Origin of the sequence: Marinilactibacillus sp. 15R (assembly GCF_001895285.1) — a bacterium.
In the GTDB taxonomy this organism is placed as follows: Bacteria; Bacillota; Bacilli; order Lactobacillales; family Carnobacteriaceae_A; genus Marinilactibacillus; species Marinilactibacillus piezotolerans.
This window is the reverse complement of sequence record NZ_CP017761.1, coordinates 1,228,946-1,251,382: the sequence shown is the minus strand read 5'-3', so window position 1 is coordinate 1,251,382 and position 22,437 is coordinate 1,228,946. Positions and strand designations below refer to the sequence as shown.

Sequence of the window (22,437 nt, the reverse complement as noted above, 5' to 3'; positions counted from 1 at the left end):
CCCTTTTAGTACTTAAATCTTAAATATACAATAGAATAATAAAATTAAAGGATCAAAAACTAATAAATTATGCTTTCATTCAATTTGTTCATACTTTTGAATAAAATTATAGATAGCTCCTATTAAGTTGGCATCATTTCTAAAAGCACATAATTCAATTGCTGGTCTAAACGGTGGAACACGTAACCGCCCAAATAAAGCATCCATTTCTTCATTGATTTTTTCAATTAAATCTGCTTGATTGGAGACACCTCCTCCAATCAATAACACCTCCGGATCAAATGAATACGCTAGATTATATAATCCCCGGACTAAATAATGATAAAATGTCTTCACTTCTTCTTGAGCAATTATATCTCCTTTTTCTGCCAGTTTGAATACTTGTTCTCCACTAACCGTATTTGTCGGTTGATTTGTCCGTTTAGCATACCTTCTTGCCATGGCTACTGCAGTTCCCAGCTCACTGAATGTTCGCTCTCCCTCTAACAGCATAAATCCAAACTCACCACCTAACAAGTGATGCCCGTGTTGAATCTCTCCATTAATAATGATAGCTCCACCAATACCAGTGCCTAAAACAACAAACAATACATTACTTTTATCTACTGCTGCACCTCTCCATATCTCTGCTAGTCCAGCACTATTGGCATCATTTTCAAATGTAACTGGTAGATCAAAGGCTTGTTCAAGCTCATCGTAGATTGGAAAGAAGTGAATGTAAGGAACTTCGCTTACTCCTTCAATCTGTCTTTCAATATGGTTAATCGCTCCTGGAGCCGAAAAAGCAACTCCATAAAGCTCATACTTTTTTTCAAATGTCTCTTTTATTTGTACTAGTTTATCCTTTAATTCTTCCCAGCTCTCAGGAGTAAGAAAACTATTTTTTTCTTTTAATTGTTCTTCATCCCAGATAGCATATTTCACAGAGGTTCCGCCTATATCAATTGTTAACAAGCTCATTCTCACCCCTCCTTTAATCAAACGAAGCATTAAATGAAAATGCTTTCTTTGTTATTATAACACTGATTTATTTCGATTAAAATAACTCATATTTGTTTTAAATTTTTCATTTCAACATCAGTTACTACCAAGCAGCAACTTGTCCATCTGCACGAGATTCTGTTGCACCAATGAATACCCCATTATCATCCCTAAAAATAATCTCTCCTCTTCCAAACAAGCCTTTAGTAGGAACTATAGAAACTTCGTGTCCTCTCCTGATTAAATCTTCAATAATTCTCAGTGGCATTTGTGATTCAACTGACACTTTTTTCTTTTCATCCCAATGCCACCTTGGAGCATCTAATGCATCTTGCGGGTTCAAATGAAAATCAATTAGTGAACTGATTACTTGCAGATGGGCTTGAGGCTGCATATGTCCTCCCATGATTCCAAAAGGACCGACAGGTTTATTGTTTTTAGTAATAAATCCTGGAATAATAGTATGAAATGGCTTCTTACCAGGTGCTAATGTATTTGGATGGTTTTCTTCTAATGTAAATCCACATCCTCGGTTCTGTAAGCTCACACCATAATCAGGCACAACAGTACCAGAACCAAACCCCATATAATTACTTTGGATATAAGAAACCATATTTCCTTCTGCATCTGCAGTACACAGATAAACTGTCCCAGACTGATCTTTTACTCCGGATTTTGGATCAAGTGCTGTTTGACCAATCAATCCAGCTCGTTCTTTTGCATAAGTTTTAGATAATAAACGATCAACCGTTTCATCCATATACTTCATATCCGCAATCGTAGCTTGTCCATCACTGAAAGCTAATTTAATCGCTTCTATTTGCTTATGAATCGTTTCAGGATCATCCTTTGACTTTAATTCGATATTTTCTAAAATAGACAATGCCATTAATGCGACAATTCCTTGACCATTCGGCGGCATTTCCCAAATGTCGTATCCTTTATAATTTGTCATAATGGGTGTTATCCATTCTGGTTGATATGTGGCCAAATCGGTTTTTCTCAAGAAACCCCCATGTTTTTTTGAAAACCTGTCAATAGCTTCTGCTATCTCTCCTTTATAAAACGCATTCCCCTCAGTTTCTCCTATTAATCGAAGCGTTTTAGCGTGTCCTTTCGATGACCATATTTCCCCAGGTTTTACAGGATGTCCATTTGGCGTAAAAGTTTCAAACCATGTTTTTAATACTGGGATTTCATTGACTTTCTTACTTAATATTTTAAAAGTTCTTTCCCAAGCCTGAGCTACAGTACTAGTGACTGGAAACCCTTCTTCAGCAATCAAAGCTGCTGGTTCTAACACTTCTTTTAAAGGTAATTTTCCATGTTTTTTGCTTAAAGCAACCCACCCTGCTGGAACTCCGGGTACAGTTACAGAATCTAGTCCGTGAGGTGCAATGTTTTCTCCTTTTTTTAGAATAGCTTCTCTAGTCATTGCTGCCGGTGCAGGACCACTTGCATTTAAACCGTGCATTTCCCCATCTTTCCATATGATTGAAAAGCTATCTCCTCCTATTCCATTTGAGCCCGGTTCTACTACCGTCAGTGTCGCTGCTGCTGCTATAGCTGCATCCACAGCGTTTCCGCCTTTTTTCAATATATCTAATCCTGCTTGAGAAGCTAATGGATGAGAAGATGCTACCATCCCTTTTTTGCCATAAATAAGTTCTCTCCTTGAAGCATAGTGAAAGGCACTTGCATCGAATCTTGGTATTGTCACGTCTTTCTCCCCCTTATGTATCTAAGTAAAGCTCGAGAATAAAGTCTTTCAACTTTTCTCGAGCTTTACATATTCATTTAATTTTTGAATTACTTTACTGAATTATTTAGCTTGAATAACTTCTATTTTGTAACCATCTGGATCTTTAATAAAGAAGTAATTCGCCGCTCCATCTGATAATCCTTTAAGATCAGTTACTTCGTAACCAGTCTTACTGTATTCTTCATGCGTTGCTTTCAAGTCATCAACGCTTATTGCAATATGACCATAGCCATTTCCAATTTCATATGGTTCTTCCTGATCATAATTATAAGTTAATTCAACTTCATAATCATCTCCTGGAAGAGCAAGATAGACTAATGTAAATTTACCGTCTGGATAATCGGCTTTTCTAGTGATTTCCATTCCTAATACATCTTTATAGAATTTAACAGATTTCTCTAAGTCTTTCACGCGAACGCAGGTGTGTAATGCTTTTTTTGGCATAATCTTTCCTCCTAATTTATATCTATACTTAATATTCTGCCCTAAAACAGGTAGCGGGTCAAGTCAAGTAATCATTGAAATACTCACTTTCACTCTTTATTATCTTTCGTATAATTCTAGTGGTAAATCATCTGGATCCTTAAAAAAAGTAAAACGTTTGTCGGTGATTGGATCAACTCTGATCGGTTCAACTTCAACTCCTTTTTTCCCTAACCAGCTGACCGCTTTTTCTATATCGTTTACCTCAAAACATAGATGTCTCAACCCTCTTGCTTCCGGCATACTAGGGCGTTTTGGAGGATCTGGAAATGAAAACAACTCGATTTGAGCACTGCCGATAGCTAAATCCAGTTTATAAGATTTACGTTCTTCTCTATAAGTCTCATTTATAACTTTTAATTCTAAAATTTCTGTATAAAATTCCTTTGATTTTTCATAATCAGAAGCAATAATAGCTGTATGATGAATTCTCTTTAACATAGTAGACTCCTCTCTATTACATCTTACTTATACCTCATTATATCGTGAACTATTCACCACTTAGCTAAAGCTTGTATTCTAAAATATTCAGCCCAGATATTTTCACTCGTATCGTTCTATCTGTCATGGTGCGTATGAGAAATAGGACAAGTTTACTCTCGAATATGCAGTGGTTTTTTGCTATCTTTATGTCCACATTCTGAACAAATTTGTCTATAGTGGAACTATTCATTCACTTTGATTATTTCATTTGCTTTACCCGCTTACTATTTCGGTTAATAATTTCTCACTACTACTATACCAAAGCAGGAACAATCGCTCAATCGTGGGTAGTGAACTACCTATAAAAAAGTGTTCGCTCATAACTATAGAGAATAGGGGACTTCTACCAGAATTAAGTTAAAAGTAAATCTTTTAAAAAAATTGGTACATTTAGATTGATAAATTTCACTTTTTGATGGATACTTTAGATGAGTTAATTATTAAGTTTTATATTCTTGAAGCATAAAACACGCTTTGAAGAACTGAAAGGGTGAGTAAAATGAGTTTACTATTAGCTATTACTTTAGTTGGATGTCTGACGATCGTTCCCCTAATCGGATTGACTTTTTTTCATGTCAACGATATCAATGAATCAAACAAAGTGAAAGTCCCCGTTCGCTATGATGACAATGGACCCAGACGTTATTCAAAATAATCTTTTAAAGAGACGGTTTCTCATGTTGAGAAACCGTTTTTTGTTTGCAATGGTTCATTTTAAACTGTATATTTATAAAAACTACCTGAACAAAGGAGGCATACGCTTATTTCGCTGATTATATTAGAACAACTAGCTATTATGTTTTTTGTTGCCCTGTTTGGATTCATTCTTGTTCGGTTAAAGGTGTTAGATATGTATGGTAGTCAGCAAATTGCAAACATGACGACAAGATTCGTTATTCCTATCGTATTAATGATGTCTTTCCAGCAAGAATACAATCAAAATCATTTATCCTTATTAACCTTTGCTTTTATAGGATCATTCCTAGTAATGATCACCAGGATTATTATGGTTTCTTTTTTGTTAAAATCTGGTACTAAAATCGATCGATATGCAGTTGTCTTCTCAAATACTGCTTTAGTGGGTATTCCTATTGTGCTACCTTTACTTGGTTACGAAGGTATTTTTTATCTTTCCATGTATATCGTTGCATCCGGTATATTTCAGTTTACATATGGTATTTGGCTATTATCTGAGGGGAAACAAACAGTTACGATAAGACAGGCCTTGGCAAATCCAGCTACAATTGGTGCTTTTGTAGGATTAGTACTCTATTTACTACAAATAACACTACCGAGCGTGATTTACAATGGATTTGATAAGATAGCTGATACTAGCTCTCCTTTGGGAATGATTTTATTAGGAGGTTATCTAGCCCGTACTAATCTAAAAGACATTTTTCTTGTCAAAAAAAATTACTGGACAGTTTTAGTGCGCCTGATTCTAACTCCATTAGTCGGTCTTGTCATGATCTGGCTACTCCCCATTCAAAACGAGTCCGTTTTGCTTGTTTTGTCTATTGCTAACTGTACTCCCACCGCCGTCAACACTGCCATGTTTTCTCAAATTTACGGTGGAGATTATGAATATGGCGCTAGACTAATTGTTTTAGCAAGTATTCTTGCAATGATTTCTATGCCGATTATGATTACCTTATCTAATTTTGTCTTATCAATTAATTGATTATAGTCTATAATAAATAATTCAGTTTAGTATCATGGATATATAAAAGAACCAGTCAAAGTTTATAAACTTTGACTGGTTCTTTTTTATGCACACGAGAGGACTCGAACCTCCACGGGGCATCGCCCCACCAGCCCCTCAAGCTGACGCGTCTACCATTCCGCCACGTATGCTAACTCATACAAAAACTATCATAACAGCGTTTTCTATACAAGTCAATTACATTTTTCGTGATTTGAAGAGTGAATTATACTAAGCAAAAACTTATTTTTTAAATTCTTCCCTTTAATTCTAATTTTCCTTTACATTTAGAACAAACATATTTTTCTGTATTGAATTTTCGTTTACGGTGAAAAACCAGCTGACAGTTCAAGCACTGATACTTCCAGAGTTGTGCTGTCTTTTGTTTTTCTCTTAAAGAAGGAACAAACCTCAGTCCATTTACTTTTTGAAGTAATTCTTTGAATTCAGGATCTTTATGCTGATGACCTCTACCGGCTATGTGTAAGTGATAATGACATAGCTCATGTTTAATTACTCCAATAAATACTTCTAACCCAAACTTTTCTAATACTAAAGGATTAAAATCTAATTCATGAGAATGTAAAAAATATCTTCCACCAGTTGTTTTCAGTCTAGTGTTAAAGGCTGCTTTATGTTTGAATGATCGATCAAAATATTCCATAGAAATGTTTTCTACCAATTTTTGTAAGGTTTCCTGATTCACTTGTTTCTCCTTTATAAAAGTGACTGCACTGCGCCTAGTGATTTATTTATTCTCTAACATCGTTAAAGCAATACGTCCTTTTTTCAGATCAACAGAATCAATCCATACTTTGACAATATCTCCAACAGCTACGACCGCACTTGGATGTTTAATATATTTATTACTTAATTTAGAAATATGGACAAGTCCATCTTGTTTAACGCCTATATCAACAAAAGCTCCAAAGTCGACTACATTGCGAACGGTTCCTTCAAGTTCCATTCCTTCTTTTAAATCTTCCATTGTCAAGACATCTGTACGCAAAAGCGGAGCCGGCATATCGTCACGCATGTCTCGCCCAGGAGCAACTAATGCTTTTACAATATCTTTATAGGTTTCAATCCCCAGTTCAGTTTCTTTCAAAACATTCTCTTCATTTATTAATTTGAATCGCATATCTAATTCTTCAGAGCCAATCTCTGATTTGCTGACACCAGCCATTTCTAAAATCAGTTTAGCTTCTTTATACGTTTCTGGATGAATTCCAGTATTATCAAATGGTTCTTTTCCATCTGGGATACGTAAAAATCCAACTGCTTGTTCAAAGGCTTTTGGTCCTAATCGTTTAACCTTTTTCAATTGGGCACGACTTGTAAACTTGCCATTTTCTTCTCTATAGTTCACAACGTTTTCAGCCGTAGTCTTCGTTAATCCTGCAATATGCTTCAATAAAGCAGCGCTTGCCGTATTAACATTAACCCCAACTTGGTTAACCACTGTTTCTATAACAAAGTCTAATTGTTCAGTTAAACGTTTTTGAGAAACATCATGTTGATATTGACCGATTCCAATTGATTTAGGATCTATTTTTACTAATTCTGCTAATGGATCCTGTAAGCGGCGTGCGATACTAACCGCACTACGTTCTTCAACTTGCAGATCTGGAAATTCTCTTCTTGCTTCTTCACTTGCTGAGTAAACAGAAGCTCCTGCTTCATTTACAATAACGAATGCTACTTCTTTTGAAACTTCTTTCAGATTTTCTGCTACAAAAGTTTCCGATTCTCTGCTGGCTGTTCCATTACCAATAGCAACTGTGTCAACATCAAATTCCTCAACTAGTTCTTTAAAGCGTTTAGCAGCTTCATTTCGTTTTTGTTGAGAAGCCGGTTTATGTGGATAAATGACATCAATTGAAAGAACTTTTCCTGTTGCATCGATAATAGCTATTTTACAACCTGTCCGATAAGCCGGATCTAAGCCTAAAATAGTCTGATCTTTCAGTGGTGCTTGTAATAACAAATTGCGAAGATTTTCTCCAAATACTTCGATTGCCTGTTCTTCTGCTTTTTCGGTCAATTCATTACGGATTTCTCTTTCAATAGATGGACCAATAAATCGCTTATAAGCATCATTAATTGCTTCTTGAATTAACTTAACAGCTGGCGTCATATCATTGACTGAAATTTCTTGTTTATACATATAATGACGGGCACGTTCTTCATCTATGTCGATAGAAACAGACAGAATACCTTCTTTTTCTCCACGGTTCATAGCTAATATACGGTGAGAAACAAGAGACGTAATCGATTCTGAGTAATCATAGTACATCTCAAAGACAGATTTTTCATCAGCTGCACTATCTTTTTCTTTGACAACAACTGTTCCGTTTTTACTTGTATAATTACGAATCCATTCCCGATATTTCGGATTATCAGAAATATATTCTGCAATGATTTCATGAGCACCAGTGATAATGGCCTCAATAGTTTCAAGATCCTTTTCTTCATCGAGGTATTTCTCTGCTTCTATATCTAATTCTGTTTCTGGGAAAGTAAGGATCCATTTCGCAAATGGTTCTAAACCTTGTTCTTTTGCAATTGTGGCTTTAGTACGACGTTTCTGCTTATATGGTCTATATAAATCTTCAACACGCTGCATTTGTACCGCTTGACGAATTTCTTTATCAAGTTCAGGGGTTAATTTACCTTGTTCTTCAATCGAAGCCAATACATCTGCTTTTCGTTTTTCAAGGTTTTGTAAATAAGCATTTCGTTCTTCTATTTCACGAATCTGAACTTCGTCCAACGTTCCGGTAACTTCTTTACGGTAACGAGCAATAAAAGGAACTGTATTTCCGTCATTCAACAGATCCAACACTGCCGTGATCTGTTTTTTTGAGTAGTTAGTTAATTCTTTTATCAACAAGTCTAAAATTTGTTTGCTTTCAATTTCTGTCAAACTTTTTCATCTCCAATAATTATATTCAACTCTTCTATTTTAGCATAAATTTTGATTGAGTGATTGTCTGGATTGATTAGAAACGCATTTTAACTCATTATCTATTCTAAAAAACCTCCAGAATTAGAATAGATTTCTAATTCATGGAGATTCATTATTTTCATGATGTAAGCTTTTTTCAACCAATTTTATTGATCATTTGTACTTCTTCATCAGTTAAGGTAAAGTCAAAAACATCTGAGTTTGATTGAATATGGTCTTCATTACCAGAGCGTGGGGTAGGTATTGTATTTAGTTCAATAGTCCAGCGTAAAGCAATTTGTTGAGCTAATTTTTCGTATTTATCTGCTAAATTTTGGATAACAGAATGATTTAATTGTCCTTTTTTCAACGGAGAGTAGGCCATAATTATAATATTTTCATTTTCAGAAATTTCTTTTGTATCCCAATCTACGTCACCTGGTGCTAGTTTAACCTGGTTAATGGTTGGCTTAATCGTTGCACTATTCAGGAGAGGTTCTAACTCTTTTCGTGTAAAGTTAGACACACCGATTGATTTGACTTTCCCAGTATTACAAACTGCTTCCATCCCTTTCCACATATCTATATTCACATCGTCACTGTCGGCTGGAGAATGAATTAAAAGCAGATCAATATAATCCAGTTTCAATCTATTTAAACTTTCCTCTACTGACTTTTTCACACCCGCAAAACTCATGTCTTCCTGCTCAATTTTTGTTGAGACAAAAAGATCCTCTCTTGTGACCTGATCATTGATAGCTGAATGAATCCCTTTCCCAACTTCGTTTTCGTTTCCATAACTGGGTGAGGTATCGATTAAACGATAACCTTGCTTAATTGCATAGGCAACTCCTTTTTCTGCACTTGGTCCTTTTAATTCAGCTGTGCCAAATCCTAATAATGGAATCTTTTTATGATCATTCATTGGAATGTGTTTTGACAAATGATTAACCATCCTGACAATCCTCCTCTTATTTTATATCTTAAGTTTAAGGAATATCTGGTAATTACTCAAAAGAAAACGCTTCGAAATTCACAATATTTATCTATTTTCCATTTAGAAATATTGTGACTTAACAAAGGTTCGTCCATTTGTCATTTTAGTTTCTTTCAACAAATTTAAATATCTATTACTACAAGAGTTTTTTCTAATTGTACTTTAACATCTTTGATACTCCAGTGTCTTTTATTTCCTAGACATGCAGAAATATAGGTTGTATCCGCTTCTTGAAAGACTTTCCTGAAATGTACATGCCCCATTAAGCTATATTTGATATGAGGAAATTCTTTATATAAGCTTTCATATGACTTTGCACCTAGAAAAGCATTCGCATAATCATATATTCTATGCGGTAAAGGAACGACAAATTCTGGATGAGTAGCTACATGTGTCATCAAAATTATTTTTCTATTCCCTACTGAGATAATATCCTCCCTCAACTGATTCAGCATCTGCATACTAATAACCTGATCACTTTTACCCCAGTCTACATAATGTCGGTCATTCCAGGAAGCAAACTTGTATTTTTTCTTATCAAATTGTTCCACGGAATATTTTTCTTGGTTACCATATCCATAATCATACCATCCAGGAGTTCCAACAATTGCCCATTCTTGATTCAAACGAACTGGATGACCAACTAACGATTCATTTTTTGACTGAAAAAAGGCATCAATTTTATTTGTATCTTTTACATTATGCTCTTTAGACCAGTAATCATGATTTCCCGGCACAAAATAAACACCTATACCCGATCTTTTCTTCAATTTTTCTATAAATTGCTGACTTTTTAGATAATTATTAGAAATATCTCCAGCAATCAGCAATATTTCTATCTGTTTATCTTCAATAAATTGAGCAAGTAAAAGATCAACCGTTTCTCCTTCATTCAATGCTTTTTCATTAATATCTATATGCAAGTCAGATACCATTCCTATTTTCATTACGCAGTTTTAATCCTTCCGTAAAAGATCGTTAAACGCATATCCGGTATTATCTACACTGTATTGCTTAACGATTCCTTCCTGATCTAGCACAATCCCGTGAAGAGCCCCTCCATAAACTGCTCCTCCGTCAATGCCGATTTTACCATCTTCTGTTTTCCAGATCGAAGTATCAGAGTGATTTTCATGTAACATTGCTGTAACTGTATGGCCGAATACAATCATTTTCCCAGTCGTATTCGGTTGGTCATAAAATCCTTCTCTTATCCAGACAAAATCATTATCGCTAGTCTTCTCCCAATTATCGACTCTAAGATTTACTCCCGCATGTACAAACAAGATATTTCCCCATTCATACTTTAGAGGTAACTTTTCAATAAACTGTTTGAGCCAGGGTGCTTTGCTTTGTAAAGCAGCAGCTAGTTCATACGCATCGTAAATAGTATGATCAGATTTTAAAAATGAGTTTATAGTTACCATTCCGCCATTCATTTCGTAGATTGCTGCATTATTTTTAGGATTATTCATAAAATCAAGTAGCATCTCTTCATGGTTTCCCCTAAGACAAATTGCATTATGTTCTTCCACTAGTTCTTTGGCTAATTCAAAACAAGCTCTTGGATCTTCCCCACGATCTCCAAGGTCTCCTATCATTAATAACTGTTCTTCTTCTGGATTCCAATTTTCAAGGAGCTTTTTAAACATAGTAATTTGACCATGTATATCTCCTATTACAAATATTTTCTGTTTCATTATATTTCCCCCGTTTCATATTCAGCCGTTGATCTTTATATATTATTTTAACACACATTGATCCTTGCCTTGAACTATCTGAAATTATTCCTGCATGTAACTGATTTTTCCCTTTTTATAACATAAAACTACATTTTCTGAAAACACCTATTTGCTCTCAGAAATTTAAGCTTTCTTTATAGAATTCCAGTATTTCTAAAGGTATACTTAAAACAGGAAAAAATTGTATCAATATACAGGAAGGAAGCAATGCAAATGAATTGGAAAAAATGGACAGGAATTGTCATAGTACTGGCAGTTATTATTTTTATTGGGTATAGTGTCTGGAGTAGTTCTCAAAGCGAACAATTACCAACTGCAAGAATCGCAACTGTTTCCGAAGATGCTGTAACTGAAGTAGTTTCATCTAATGGAACAATTGTACCTTCTGAAACTCAAGAAATATCAGGACAAGGGATTGTTTCAGAATTAAATGTTTCACTAGGTGACTCAGTAAATGAAGGTGATACGTTAATTACTTATATAGATGGTACAGAATATACGGCTAACTTTAACGGAACAATCACAGAAGTAAATGTTGCAGAAGAAGAACCCGATACTAACGCACAACAAGGACAGCCCTCAATCATTTTATCTGACTTAAATAATTTAGAAGTAGATATACAGCTATCGCGCTCTGATGCTGCTCAAGTCGAAGTTGACCAACCAGTTAAACTGACTTACAATGATACGGAATATGGCGGTACCGTCTCTAGTATTGATCCAGTTGCGACAGAGCAGCAGACACAGACTGGTTCTTCAAGTTCTCTTGGAGCAGTCATAACTTTTGATGATGAGCCAGAAGGCCTAATAGCTGGATTTGAGATCGATGCTGATATTACGATTGCTTCTGCTGATCAAACCTTGATCATTCCTATTGAAGCCTTAAATTATGATGATGATAATACGCCATATGTCTACACTATTGATGACAACGATATAGCTACTAGAACAGATATCGAAACAGGCATTCAGTCAAATACAATTATTGAAGTAACAAATGGATTATCTAATGGAGATCACGTTATTCTTTCGCCAAGTGATGAAATTTCAGATAATACTCAAGTGGAAGTGGAAAACTAAAAGGAGGTATTCTCGTGATTGAAATTACAGATATAGAAAAAATATATCGAATGGGTGGCGAAACCTTAACAGCATTAAACAAGGTTTCTTTGTCTATTCAAGAAGGAGAATTCACCTCTATTATGGGGCCAAGCGGATCTGGGAAATCAACTTTAATGAATATACTTGGTTTGCTTGATCGATTTGATAGTGGCCAATATTTTCTTAACGGAACCGATGTATCAAGTATTTCGGATACAGAACGGGCACATATAAGAAATAAAGAGATAGGATTTGTTTTCCAATCATTTAATCTTATGGCACGTATGAATGTTTTAGAAAACGTTATGCTTCCTCTGGTCTATGGAAAAGTCCCAAGAAAAGAACGAAAAGAGCGAGCAGTTGAAGCCTTAGAAAAAGTAGGATTAGGAGACCGACTGAATCATTTGACAAATGAAATATCCGGTGGACAAAAACAGCGTGTAGCTATAGCTAGAGCAATCGTTAATCGCCCTTCCGTTTTAATGGCAGATGAACCAACGGGGAACCTTGATTCTAAGACTACTGAAGATATTATGCGAATTTTCCAGGATTTGAATGACGAAGGAACAACAATCGTTATGGTAACGCATGAACCAGAAATGGCAGAATATACAAAGAGAACTATTCACTTTCGAGATGGCGCCCTACAAAAAGATGAATACTTGGTACCAAAACGTTTATCTAAAGCGGAGGTGCGCTAATGTTTTTTAAAGAAAACCTAAAAATGGCTTTAGATAGTATTTTTGCAAATAAAATGCGTTCGTTTTTAACAATGCTTGGCATCATCATAGGAATTTCATCCGTAATCGCTATTTTAGCAGTTGGTAATGGTGCGGCCAGTGAAATCACGGGTACTTTCAGTGATTTAGGTGCTACGACAATTAGTTTGAGCGCAGATGATTCAGAACAGAGTGGTGATGCTTTAACCAATGAAGATTTGAATGTATTGAAGGAATCAATAGATGAAATTCGATATATTTCTCCAGATGAACAGACACAAGGTACGGTAAGTTCAGATGATGAATCAAGACAAGCAATCGTATCATACGGTACTCCAGATTTGCAATATGTCAGTCAAGCAATGAGTTCGACCTTAATAGAAGGCCGTTACTTCAATCAGAATGACTTTGATGAATCTGCAGATGTTGTGGTAATAGATGAAGATACAGCAGAAGCATTATTCGGGCGTACAGATGTTGTAGGAGAAAATGTCACAGTAACTATTGCCCAATCCTCTTTAAATTTAAGAGTAGTCGGAATTGTTGAAGGAAGATTTGGAGATATGCAAGGAGCATTTGATACAAGTGAATTACCTGTTTTTCTTGCACTGCCAAACTCTACGCTCGGAAACGAAATTCCACAATTTTCAGGAATGAGTTCAGCTACTGTTGAAGTTGAAGAAACTGATCAGATTGAACCTGTATCAGATCAGATGGTACGATTGCTTGAACTTCGAAATAATGCTGTAGGAGATAATATCTATACGGCAACAAACTTTTTGCAAGCCTTAGATCAAGTCAACAATGTATTAGGTCTATTCATAAACTTTATTGCAGCCGTTGCAGGTATTGCTTTACTCGTTGGAGGCATTGGTGTAATGAATATTATGCTTGTATCTGTTACAGAACGTACGAGAGAAATCGGTACAAGAAAAGCATTAGGCGCTACAACGAATACAATTCTTGCTCAATTTTTGATGGAATCTGTGATTTTAAGTCTAATTGGGGGAGTCATAGGGTTAACACTTGGTATCTTACTTTCAAATATTATTGCAGGTGCACTTGATATTGTACCTGACATTACATTAAGTAGTGTCGTTTTAGTCTTACTATTTTCTACAGCAGTCGGTGTTTTCTTTGGAATCTATCCTGCTAGAAAAGCTGCAAGATTGGATCCTATTGAAGCATTAAGATACGAATAAGTTATATAATAAATAAAAAAAGCCTACTCTCTTCTTATCCATTCTGCTGGACTAATTGAGAGTAAGCTTTTTTACATACTTTAATTTAAACGTGAAGCATTGCCATAACAATAAAGTTTACAATAAAAAGACCTGCCGTAACCCAGATTACTGGATGAATTTGTTTGGCTTTGCGTTTTACGACTTTTGTAATAATATAAAATACAAAACCAGCCGCAATACCATAAGAAATACTATAAGCAAACGCCATAAAGATAGAAGCAAAAAATGCTGGTACTGCTTCTTCAAGATCATTCCAATTAATTTCGCCAAAAGCAGACATCATCATAATCCCAACTACAATCAACGCCGGAGCTGTTGCTGCTCCAGGAACTACAGCAATTACTGGGGAAAAGATCGCTGCTAGCAAAAATAATATCCCCGTAGTAACACTAGTTAAACCAGTACGTCCACCTGCACCAATTCCTGCAGTACTTTCTACAAAAGTTGTTACGTTTGAAGTTCCAAAAACAGCCCCCGCCGTCGTAGCAATAGCATCTGCAAATAGAGCCTTTTCCATTTTAGTATTGATTCCTTTACCTTGATCCATCGCTTTTTCATCATCAAGCGTAAAAATACCTGTTTTACGCCCTGTTCCGATAAAAGTACCTATCGTATCGAAAATATCTGTTAGTGTAAAAGCAAATACAGTAATAAACACTAGTGCATATCGTGAAGGATCTGCTAGTAAAGAACCTAGACCTTCTGAACTAAATGCTGCTCCAAAAGTTGTTCCCAAGTCAGAAAATGCTGCTCCTATTGAGTTAGCTGGATTAGTCAAACCAGACAAATCTGTTACACCCATAGGTATTCCTACTAAAGTCGTTGCAACAATACCAATCAGAATAGCACCTTTTACATTAGCAACCAGTAAAATAACCGTTATAATAAGACCAAATAGTGCTAATAGCACCGCTGAACTTGTAAAAGTTGTTAAGTCTGGTATAATACCGCCACCAGTTACGACAGTACTTAATCCTCCTTCATATGTCTCATTAACAGCATCAAACGATCCGTTGTTAACCGACACGATATCTTTAGCTTCAGAAGTAAATTCCAAGAAATTAGCATTCTTCAAACCTATATAAGCAATAAAAACACCTATTCCACCACCAATGGCATGTTGTAGTGTTTCTGGAATTGAATGAATAATCATTTTACGAATACTTGTCATTGTAATAATAATATTCACGATTCCACAAATGAAAACCATCATTAAAGCTTCCTGCCAAGTAAATCCTAAAGCAAAAACTACCGTATAGGTGAAAAATGCATTAAGTCCCATACCTGGTGCTTGTGCATAAGGAACTTTTGCATAAATCCCCATAATCAGTGTACCAATGGCTGAGGAAATAATCGTAGCCAAAAATACTGCCTGTGATGGCATTCCAGTTAGAGATAAGATCTGGGGATTCACAAAAACAATATAAGACATTGCAAAAAATGTTGTTACTCCAGCTGCAATTTCTGTCCCAATATTGGTATTATTTTCTTTCAGTTGAAAATATTTTTCAAACAATGGTTAAACCCTCTTTCAAAATGTTTTCTTCTATAAAATGAAAAAGTAAGTAAATACATTCCAATGTTTCAGCTTCTATAAAACTAACAATATCCCCACACTAAAAGTTACATTACATTAAACTATATATAAGTGCATATAAAAAAGGATGAGTCAGCTCATCCTTAAAAACCTTTAAAACCCAAAAAAATCCTGCAACTTTAGCATTCTTTATTAGGTCCAATAGTCAATCTTTTAAGGTGATTGGTAGAAACGTTAGCCCATATCGCTAAACTATATTAGACGTATCATTTATAGATTCAGCCTTAATTATAGTATGGGGAAATTTAAAAAGCAACCTAAAAATTGAACATTTAACTAAAAATATTTTTTATCGTTCGTATTTTAATGCTTATAATCTGATTATATCCGCTCAATATATTATTAGATTGCTTTAAAAGCAAAATTGAAAAAGCTTACATAAAAAGAGGAGCTTTAAAAGAGCTCCTCTTCTCAAGTAATTATCTCATGGTGACGAACTCTTCAGCTGCCGTTGGATGTATAGCTACCGTATTATCAAAGTCAGCTTTGGTTGCGCCCAATTTGATCGCTACTGCAAATCCTTGCAGCATCTCGTCCATTCCACGTCCTATTCCGTGCAATCCTACTACCTTCTCTCCATCCCCAACACAGACTAATTTCATATAAGTTTTTTGTTTATTTCTAGTAATAGAGCTGTGCATAGAAGTGAAAACAGATTGATAGACTTTTACTTTTTCTTTACCATATTCATCATTTGCCTGTTCTTCTGTCATTCCCACTGTTCCAATTGCTGGATGAGTGAAAAATACGGAAGGAATATTTGTATAGTCAAGATATAAGTCTTTTTTTCCATTAAATAGCCGTTCCGAAAGCCTTCTTCCTGCTGCTATAGCTACTGGCGTCAGTTCAACTCTTCCTGTAACATCACCCACTGCATAGATGTTAGAAGCAGTCGTGTTCTGATACTGGTCAACTTCAATGTATCCATCTGGATATACATTAACATCTGTTGCTTCAATATTTAAGTTGCTTGTATTTGGCTTGCGTCCAGTAGCCCACAGGATCATATCCGTTTCATGAATTGTTCCGTCTTCAAAAAACATTGTATAAGAATTATCTTCATTTTTTTTCACTTCTGCAACTGATTTATTCGTATGAACATGTTTTCCTTCATTTTCTGCCAGTTCCATAAATCCTTGACAGATAATCGAATCAAATCCATACAATGGTTTTGGTTTCCGAATAAACTGATGAGTATCTGAATTAAAAGAATGGAAAATACCACTCATTTCAACTCCGATGTACCCCCCACCTACTATTGCAATACGTTTAGGTAACTCTGTTAATTCAAACACCCCATTTGAATCAATACCGTATTCGCTGCCTGGTATATCAGGACGTTTGGGTTGGCCTCCTGTTGCAAGTAATATATGTTCGGCAGAATAAAGTTTACCGTCAACTTCAACTTCATTCTTACCTGCAAATTTAGCATATCCTCTAATTAATTCGACTCCATTACTATCCAGCCCTTTTTTGTAAGCAGTGTGTAAGTATGAAATATAATCCTGCCTGTTTTTGACCATACGCTTAAAATTCAGTTTCAGAGACTGTCCTGCTTCTACTCCGTAGTCTTCAGCATATAGCCCAATCTCTTCCATCATTTCTGAAACATACCACATTACTTTTTTAGGTACACATCCAACATTGACACAAGTTCCTCCTAGATAATTTGCTTCAATCAAAGCAACTTTAGCTCCATGCATCCCTGCTCTATTAGCAGAGGCAATCCCGCCGCTTCCACCACCAATCACAAGGTAGTCATAATGATTCTCTGAATTTATATTTGTCATTTCTCTCTCATCCCTTTAAAACTCTAAAATTATATTCTTACTAATTGTACATGAAAAAGTTATATAAAAATATTGATTATTCTAAACTATTTACATATATTAATTAATCACACCAATAAGCTATTCAATGTCTATTATACTTTCCCAATTATAAATTATCCTGAAATTTGCTTAGATTTATCCAAAAGGCTTTCTAAATTCTCTTAATAATGGTTCACTTTGAAAGATTTTTCTGTTTCGGTTATACTGTTAGATAATCTTAGTCAGATTTAGAAAGGACTTTAATATGAAAAACAATGCTTCTCTTTATAAAACGCTTTTTAAATCGACATTTTTCTTGAGTATGTTCACTTTTGGTGGCGGATACGTCATTGTTCCTCTAATGGAAAAAAAATTTGTAAATGAACTCAAATGGATCACCGAAGACGAAATGCTCGACTTAATAGCGTTAGGACAATCTTCACCTGGACCAATTGCTGTCAACACTTCTATTCTAGTTGGATATAGAATGGCTGGCATACTAGGAGCATTGGTTACTGTTTTGGGTACGATCATACCGCCTTTAGTCATTATGTCACTACTAGCATACGTATATATGGCTGTAAGCACTAATCCCATTGTAAATAATATGCTTTTAGGAATGCAAGCTGGTGTAGCTGCTATTATCGTTAATGTTGTATATAATATGGCTTCCCGCATTATTAAACAGAAAAAAATTGTTCCAATAATCGTAATGATATTGGCTCTGATTGCTGGAATCATACTACAAGTAAATATTTTATGGTTACTCTCAATCTCAGGAGTTATTGGTGCAATTACTACTTATATCACCTTAAAAAATGAATCAACTAAGGAGGATAAAAAATAATGATCTATATTAAATTGTTCCTTAGTTTTTTTCAAATTGGATTATTCAGTTTTGGTGGAGGATACGCTGCACTTCCATTGATTGAACAGCAGACAATTGAAGTAAATGGCTGGATTACAAATCAGCAATTTATTGATATCTTAACTTTATCAGAAATGACACCCGGACCGATTGCAATTAATGCCGCAACATTCACTGGTAACCAAATAACAGGAGTATTAGGGGGAGTAATTGCTACGATTGGTGTAACGATGCCTTCAGTTATTATTGTTCTCTTGTTAGCTTACTTTTATTTTAAATATAAAAATATTAAAATGGTTCAAGGAATTATTCAAGGACTACGTCCGGCAGTAGTAGCTTTAATTGCTTCAGCTGGTTTAACAATCTTCCTGACAGCTATGTTTGGACACAGTGAATTCCCTTTTCAGTTGGACCAACTTAAAATTGTATCAGTTGTTTTATTTATCATTGGAATTTTCTTAATGCGCAAGTACAAACTAAGTCCGATCCAAATCATGATTCTTTCTGGTATTTCAGGAATTATTATTTATGCTTTCATTTGACATGTATACTAAAAAGCATTTTGCTCTTATCAGTAAATAAGAACAAAATGCTTTTTTTAACTTTAATTATCTATTCAATTCTCCTTGACGGTCATATTTTGTTTTTGGACGGCTTTTATGTCCATAAATCCTCGGCATCAGTTTTCCATCAATGAATGGAGCACATCCATTCATGATTAGAATAGCAAATCCAACCCCACCCGGATAATCAAAAACAATCCTGAAGAAAGCAGTCAATACTCCGCATCCAATAGCAAAAACCGTTTTTCCAGCAGGTGTTAATGATCCAGAACTATAATCAGTTGCCATATAAGTAGCTGCAAAAAACAGTGTTCCTGTCAATGCATGTGTCATCATAAAAGTGAAATTAAAGCCACTCCAAAACCCCATAATCAGTACTGTAGTCAAAATATATAGTATAGGAATTTTAGGATGAATCACTCTTCTAAAAATCAAATATAACATACCAATTAAAATTGCTAGTTTAGATGTTTCTCCAACATTTCCACCAAGATTGATTCCTAAAAATAAATTCCATAATTTAGGCACCTGTTCTGAAACAGTTTGAGCTCCATCTCCAATAAACTCAAGTGGTGTAGCGCCAGATATCACATCTGCTCCCCATGCACCCGGCAGTACCCAGTTGGTAATCCATGGGGAAAAGAAAGCTTTTAGCATAACTCTTGCAGCTACTGCTGGATTAAAATAATTTTTACCAATGCCCCCATTCAACTGCTTCACAACTATAATGGCAAATATAGAACCAATTACCACAGTCCAAAGTGGTGCAGTTACTGGCAGACTAAGTCCAATCAACATCCCGGTAACACATGCACTTAAATCATTGATTTTCACTTCCTGGTACCTAAATTTCTGATAAATATACTCACTTAGCACAGCTGTACCGACACCCACAGCAACCATCAATAAAACTCGTAGTCCAAAGAAGAACGTTGCTGCAAACAAAGGCGGAACGAGTGCGATCAGTACTTGACTCATAATCCAGGCAGAGGTTCTCTTAGAACGAATATGAGGGGATGGTCCAACCTTCAGTTTTCCTTTAATATCCATTGTCTGGGCCATAATTCATCACCCCGCTTCCTGTTCTTTAATAGCAGCTTTTGCAGCACGAATATTGTCCAGTAGAGGGATTTTTGAAGGACATATAAAAGAACAGTTTCCACACTCTATACAATCCATTGCTCCAAGTTCTTTTGCTTTCTGAAGATTTCCTCTATCAAAAGCATCACTAATCAGAATAGGCTGCAAACTAACTGGACAAACATTAAGACATTCCGAACACATTATACAATCTTTTTCTTCGCCTTCGTTAGCTTCTTCTGGAGTCAAAACTGTGATAGCTGTTGTTCCCTTTATAATGGATACACCTAAATCAGAGACGGGTTTCCCCATCATAGGACCTCCCGAGAGAACTTTTCCAGGCACTTCAGAAAATCCTCCACAATCTTCAATCAGAGAGTCCATCGGGGTACCAATCTTTACTCGTAAATTCTTAGGTTTTGTAATAGGTGTTCCTGAAACTGAGACAATTCTTTCAATTAATGGTTCCCCAAATTCACAAGCGCGATAACAGGCTCGAATAGTAGAAGTATTCATAACAACGCATCTAACCTCAGCCGGCAATCCTCCTGGAGGTACTTCTCGACCAGTCATCGTTTGGATCAATCCTTTTTCAGATCCCTGTGGATACATAGTCTTCAAAGGTTGCACTACTATATTACGCATTCCTTCTGTTGCCTTTCTCATTGATTTTAAAGCTTCTGGCTTGTTATCTTCGATCCCTATGTATACTTTCTTAAGTTTAGGGAACAGCTTTCGAATCACTTGAATTCCTTCAACAATCTCATCCGCGTATTCTATCATAACCCGATTATCTGAAGTTGAGTAAGGTTCGCATTCTGCTCCATTAACGATCAATGTGTCGATCGTCATACCAGGAGGAGGACTTAGTTTAACCGCAGTTGGAAAAGTAGCTCCACCCATTCCAACGATTCCTGCTTTCCTAACCGTTTCTATAATATCATCAGTCGACATTTCTTTTGACTTCCCTGGTTCAATGATTGGTTCACCTTGAGTGTACTCATAATCATTTTTTATAATAATCGAGTCAACATCTCCACTGGCAGATGATCTTTTTTCAATTGCAATCACTTCTCCAGAAACAGAAGAATAAATATTTGCAGAAATAAAGCCTCCTGCTTCAGCAATCATCTCGCCTACTTTTACTTGATTTCCGACTTCAACAATAGGTTTAGCGGGAGCTCCAATATGCATTGAGACAGGAAAAATAAGTACTTTTGGGACAGTAGCTTCTTCAATTTGTAATTGTCTTGTCCATTCTTTCTTTTCTTCAGGGTGAGACCCACCTTGCTTTCTCATAAAAGAAAATCTCATCATAACCGCCCTTTCTATTTGAATTTCACTTATATGCTCTATCATATTTTAATAAAATATACAATTTAATGTATTCACCTTAAGTATACCCGACATAAAAATTATATAAAAGCAATAACATTCAAAAGACAAAATATTGCAATTTATTAAACTTTTCCTTAGTTTTCTTGTATTATAAATACTAATAAGATATGAGGTGATAATCCTATGGTTGAAACATATTGGGAAATGTTGATCAGATTAGTTCTTGCTGCCTTTGTAGGTGGTATTATTGGTTATGAGAGAGAGTTAAAAGGAAGAGATGCTGGTATCCGCACACATACGCTAGTCAGTCTTGGGGCAGCTGTTATCACATTAACACAGTTAGAAGCGAGCGAATGGGTTCTTGATTTTGCTAGAGAAAATACTGATCTGCCACCTGTTCTAACTACAGATATTACCAGATTGACTGCCCAAATCATTAACGGGATAGGCTTTTTAGGTGCAGGTTCGATTATTGTTAGTAAACGAAGTGTGACTGGATTGACTACTGCTGCTTCCATATGGGCAGTAGCAAGTTTGGGTATTGCGGTAGGAATGGGATATTACTTTATTTCATTATCTGGCACAATCATAATGCTGCTCGTGTTAAGGGTTATCAAAAATTTATTTCGTTTTGAGCAATCAAAGCAATTTGAAGTGAAATATAAAAACAGGAATGAAACGATTCAATATTTAGAATCTTGTTTCCAACAATATCATGTAACAGTCGTTTCCACAGATCATTCGATTTCTTATCTAGAAGATGGCACTTCTATATGTCAGGATTTATATACTTTAAATTTACCTGAACAATTTAATATGATGGATTTCATTGCTGATATTGGAGAATATTATACAATTTTAGAAATAAAAACGATTAAAACTTCCTTGGATAATTAAAAATAGTCTTTTTCTATTTATTAGCTTTTCTTTAGATACAATTTTATTGATTTCAAATTTTTACAGCAATAAATTCCATACAAAAAGTGAAACCAGAAATCACTGGTTTCACTTTTTGTATT

At 35.4% G+C, this 22,437-nt stretch carries 21 protein-coding genes, 1 tRNA gene and 1 riboswitch; of the genes, 8 read left to right on the top strand and 14 right to left on the bottom strand.

Going from position 1 to position 22,437, the window contains the following annotated elements; translation table 11 throughout:
* Positions 1-75: 75 nt before the first annotated feature.
* From BKP56_RS06070 to gloA2, 4 genes are all read right to left on the bottom strand, one after another.
* Positions 76-960 carry an ROK family protein gene (locus BKP56_RS06070; protein ID WP_072694267.1) on the bottom strand — a complete coding sequence of 295 codons (885 nt, stop codon included), beginning with the start codon at positions 958-960 and terminating at the stop codon, positions 76-78.
* A 124-nt stretch (positions 961-1,084) separates the two neighbouring features.
* On the bottom strand, positions 1,085-2,701 hold the full coding sequence (ggt, locus tag BKP56_RS06065; RefSeq protein WP_232226933.1) for a gamma-glutamyltransferase: 1,617 nt from the start codon (positions 2,699-2,701) through the stop codon (positions 1,085-1,087).
* 102 nt (positions 2,702-2,803) lie between these two features.
* Positions 2,804-3,187 (bottom strand): lactoylglutathione lyase, encoded by a 384-nt coding sequence (gene gloA / locus BKP56_RS06060; RefSeq protein WP_072694266.1) that lies wholly within the window; start codon positions 3,185-3,187, stop codon positions 2,804-2,806.
* 99 nt (positions 3,188-3,286) lie between these two features.
* Complete coding sequence (gene gloA2 / locus BKP56_RS06055; protein ID WP_072694265.1) at positions 3,287-3,667, bottom strand: SMU1112c/YaeR family gloxylase I-like metalloprotein; 381 nt, start codon at positions 3,665-3,667, stop codon at positions 3,287-3,289.
* A 541-nt stretch (positions 3,668-4,208) separates the two neighbouring features.
* On the opposite strand from gloA2, the gene BKP56_RS13785 reads away from it, so the two are divergent.
* Positions 4,209-4,364, top strand: coding sequence for a hypothetical protein (locus tag BKP56_RS13785; RefSeq protein ID WP_156849228.1), 156 nt, complete (start codon positions 4,209-4,211; stop codon positions 4,362-4,364).
* Positions 4,365-4,505: 141 nt separating this feature from the next.
* Positions 4,506-5,390, top strand: coding sequence for an AEC family transporter (locus tag BKP56_RS06050; RefSeq protein ID WP_072694264.1), 885 nt, complete (start codon positions 4,506-4,508; stop codon positions 5,388-5,390).
* A gap of 89 nt (positions 5,391-5,479) precedes the next feature.
* Here BKP56_RS06050 and BKP56_RS06045 read toward each other — a convergent pair.
* From BKP56_RS06045 to BKP56_RS06020, 6 genes are all read right to left on the bottom strand, one after another.
* A tRNA-Leu gene (locus BKP56_RS06045) sits at positions 5,480-5,563 on the bottom strand.
* A gap of 98 nt (positions 5,564-5,661) precedes the next feature.
* Positions 5,662-6,117, bottom strand: coding sequence for a SprT family protein (locus tag BKP56_RS06040; RefSeq protein ID WP_072694263.1), 456 nt, complete (start codon positions 6,115-6,117; stop codon positions 5,662-5,664).
* 42 nt (positions 6,118-6,159) lie between these two features.
* On the bottom strand, positions 6,160-8,337 hold the full coding sequence (locus BKP56_RS06035; protein ID WP_072694262.1) for a Tex family protein: 2,178 nt from the start codon (positions 8,335-8,337) through the stop codon (positions 6,160-6,162).
* A gap of 178 nt (positions 8,338-8,515) precedes the next feature.
* Positions 8,516-9,313: an aldo/keto reductase family protein gene (locus BKP56_RS06030; RefSeq protein ID WP_072694261.1), complete on the bottom strand. Its 798-nt coding sequence runs from the start codon at positions 9,311-9,313 to the stop codon at positions 8,516-8,518.
* A 164-nt stretch (positions 9,314-9,477) separates the two neighbouring features.
* A complete protein-coding gene (locus BKP56_RS06025) occupies positions 9,478-10,302 on the bottom strand; it encodes a metallophosphoesterase (RefSeq protein WP_072694260.1) in 825 nt (274 codons plus the stop codon).
* Positions 10,303-10,311: 9 nt separating this feature from the next.
* Complete coding sequence (locus BKP56_RS06020; RefSeq protein ID WP_072694259.1) at positions 10,312-11,055, bottom strand: metallophosphoesterase family protein; 744 nt, start codon at positions 11,053-11,055, stop codon at positions 10,312-10,314.
* 255 nt (positions 11,056-11,310) lie between these two features.
* Between BKP56_RS06020 and BKP56_RS06015 the strand changes: the two genes are divergently transcribed.
* Genes BKP56_RS06015 through BKP56_RS06005 form a run of 3 tightly spaced genes read left to right on the top strand, consistent with a single transcriptional unit; the run spans position 11,311 to position 14,119 of the window.
* Entirely contained in the window at positions 11,311-12,177 is an 867-nt protein-coding gene (locus BKP56_RS06015) for an efflux RND transporter periplasmic adaptor subunit (RefSeq protein ID WP_072696017.1), read from the top strand.
* Between the two features lie 14 nt (positions 12,178-12,191).
* Positions 12,192-12,899, top strand: coding sequence for an ABC transporter ATP-binding protein (locus BKP56_RS06010; RefSeq protein ID WP_072694258.1), 708 nt, complete (start codon positions 12,192-12,194; stop codon positions 12,897-12,899).
* A complete protein-coding gene (locus BKP56_RS06005) occupies positions 12,899-14,119 on the top strand; it encodes an ABC transporter permease (protein ID WP_072694257.1) in 1,221 nt (406 codons plus the stop codon). The genes BKP56_RS06010 and BKP56_RS06005 overlap by 1 nt, the downstream gene beginning before the upstream one ends.
* An 85-nt stretch (positions 14,120-14,204) precedes the next feature.
* Here the strand turns inward: BKP56_RS06005 and BKP56_RS06000 are convergent, their stop codons facing one another.
* Complete coding sequence (locus tag BKP56_RS06000; protein ID WP_072694256.1) at positions 14,205-15,677, bottom strand: NCS2 family permease; 1,473 nt, start codon at positions 15,675-15,677, stop codon at positions 14,205-14,207.
* Positions 15,678-15,880: 203 nt separating this feature from the next.
* Positions 15,881-15,978, bottom strand: a riboswitch (purine riboswitch).
* 199 nt (positions 15,979-16,177) lie between these two features.
* Entirely contained in the window at positions 16,178-17,548 is a 1,371-nt protein-coding gene (gor, locus tag BKP56_RS05995) for a glutathione-disulfide reductase (protein WP_072694255.1), read from the bottom strand.
* 286 nt (positions 17,549-17,834) lie between these two features.
* Between gor and BKP56_RS05990 the strand changes: the two genes are divergently transcribed.
* The gene (locus BKP56_RS05990; protein ID WP_072694254.1) at positions 17,835-18,416 is read left to right on the top strand and encodes a chromate transporter; all 582 of its coding nucleotides are present in this window, start codon (positions 17,835-17,837) and stop codon (positions 18,414-18,416) included.
* Positions 18,416-18,979 carry a chromate transporter gene (locus BKP56_RS05985; RefSeq protein ID WP_072694253.1) on the top strand — a complete coding sequence of 188 codons (564 nt, stop codon included), beginning with the start codon at positions 18,416-18,418 and terminating at the stop codon, positions 18,977-18,979. The genes BKP56_RS05990 and BKP56_RS05985 overlap by 1 nt, the downstream gene beginning before the upstream one ends.
* Positions 18,980-19,045: 66 nt before the next feature.
* On the opposite strand, the gene BKP56_RS05980 is transcribed toward BKP56_RS05985, so the two are convergent.
* Positions 19,046-20,062, bottom strand: coding sequence for an RnfABCDGE type electron transport complex subunit D (locus tag BKP56_RS05980; protein WP_072694252.1), 1,017 nt, complete (start codon positions 20,060-20,062; stop codon positions 19,046-19,048).
* 6 nt (positions 20,063-20,068) lie between these two features.
* Positions 20,069-21,379 (bottom strand): electron transport complex subunit RsxC, encoded by a 1,311-nt coding sequence (rsxC, locus tag BKP56_RS05975; RefSeq protein WP_232226932.1) that lies wholly within the window; start codon positions 21,377-21,379, stop codon positions 20,069-20,071.
* A 222-nt stretch (positions 21,380-21,601) separates the two neighbouring features.
* Here rsxC and BKP56_RS05970 point away from each other — a divergent pair, with 222 nt between their 5' ends.
* Positions 21,602-22,315 (top strand): MgtC/SapB family protein, encoded by a 714-nt coding sequence (locus BKP56_RS05970; protein WP_072694251.1) that lies wholly within the window; start codon positions 21,602-21,604, stop codon positions 22,313-22,315.
* Positions 22,316-22,437 lie beyond the last annotated feature (122 nt).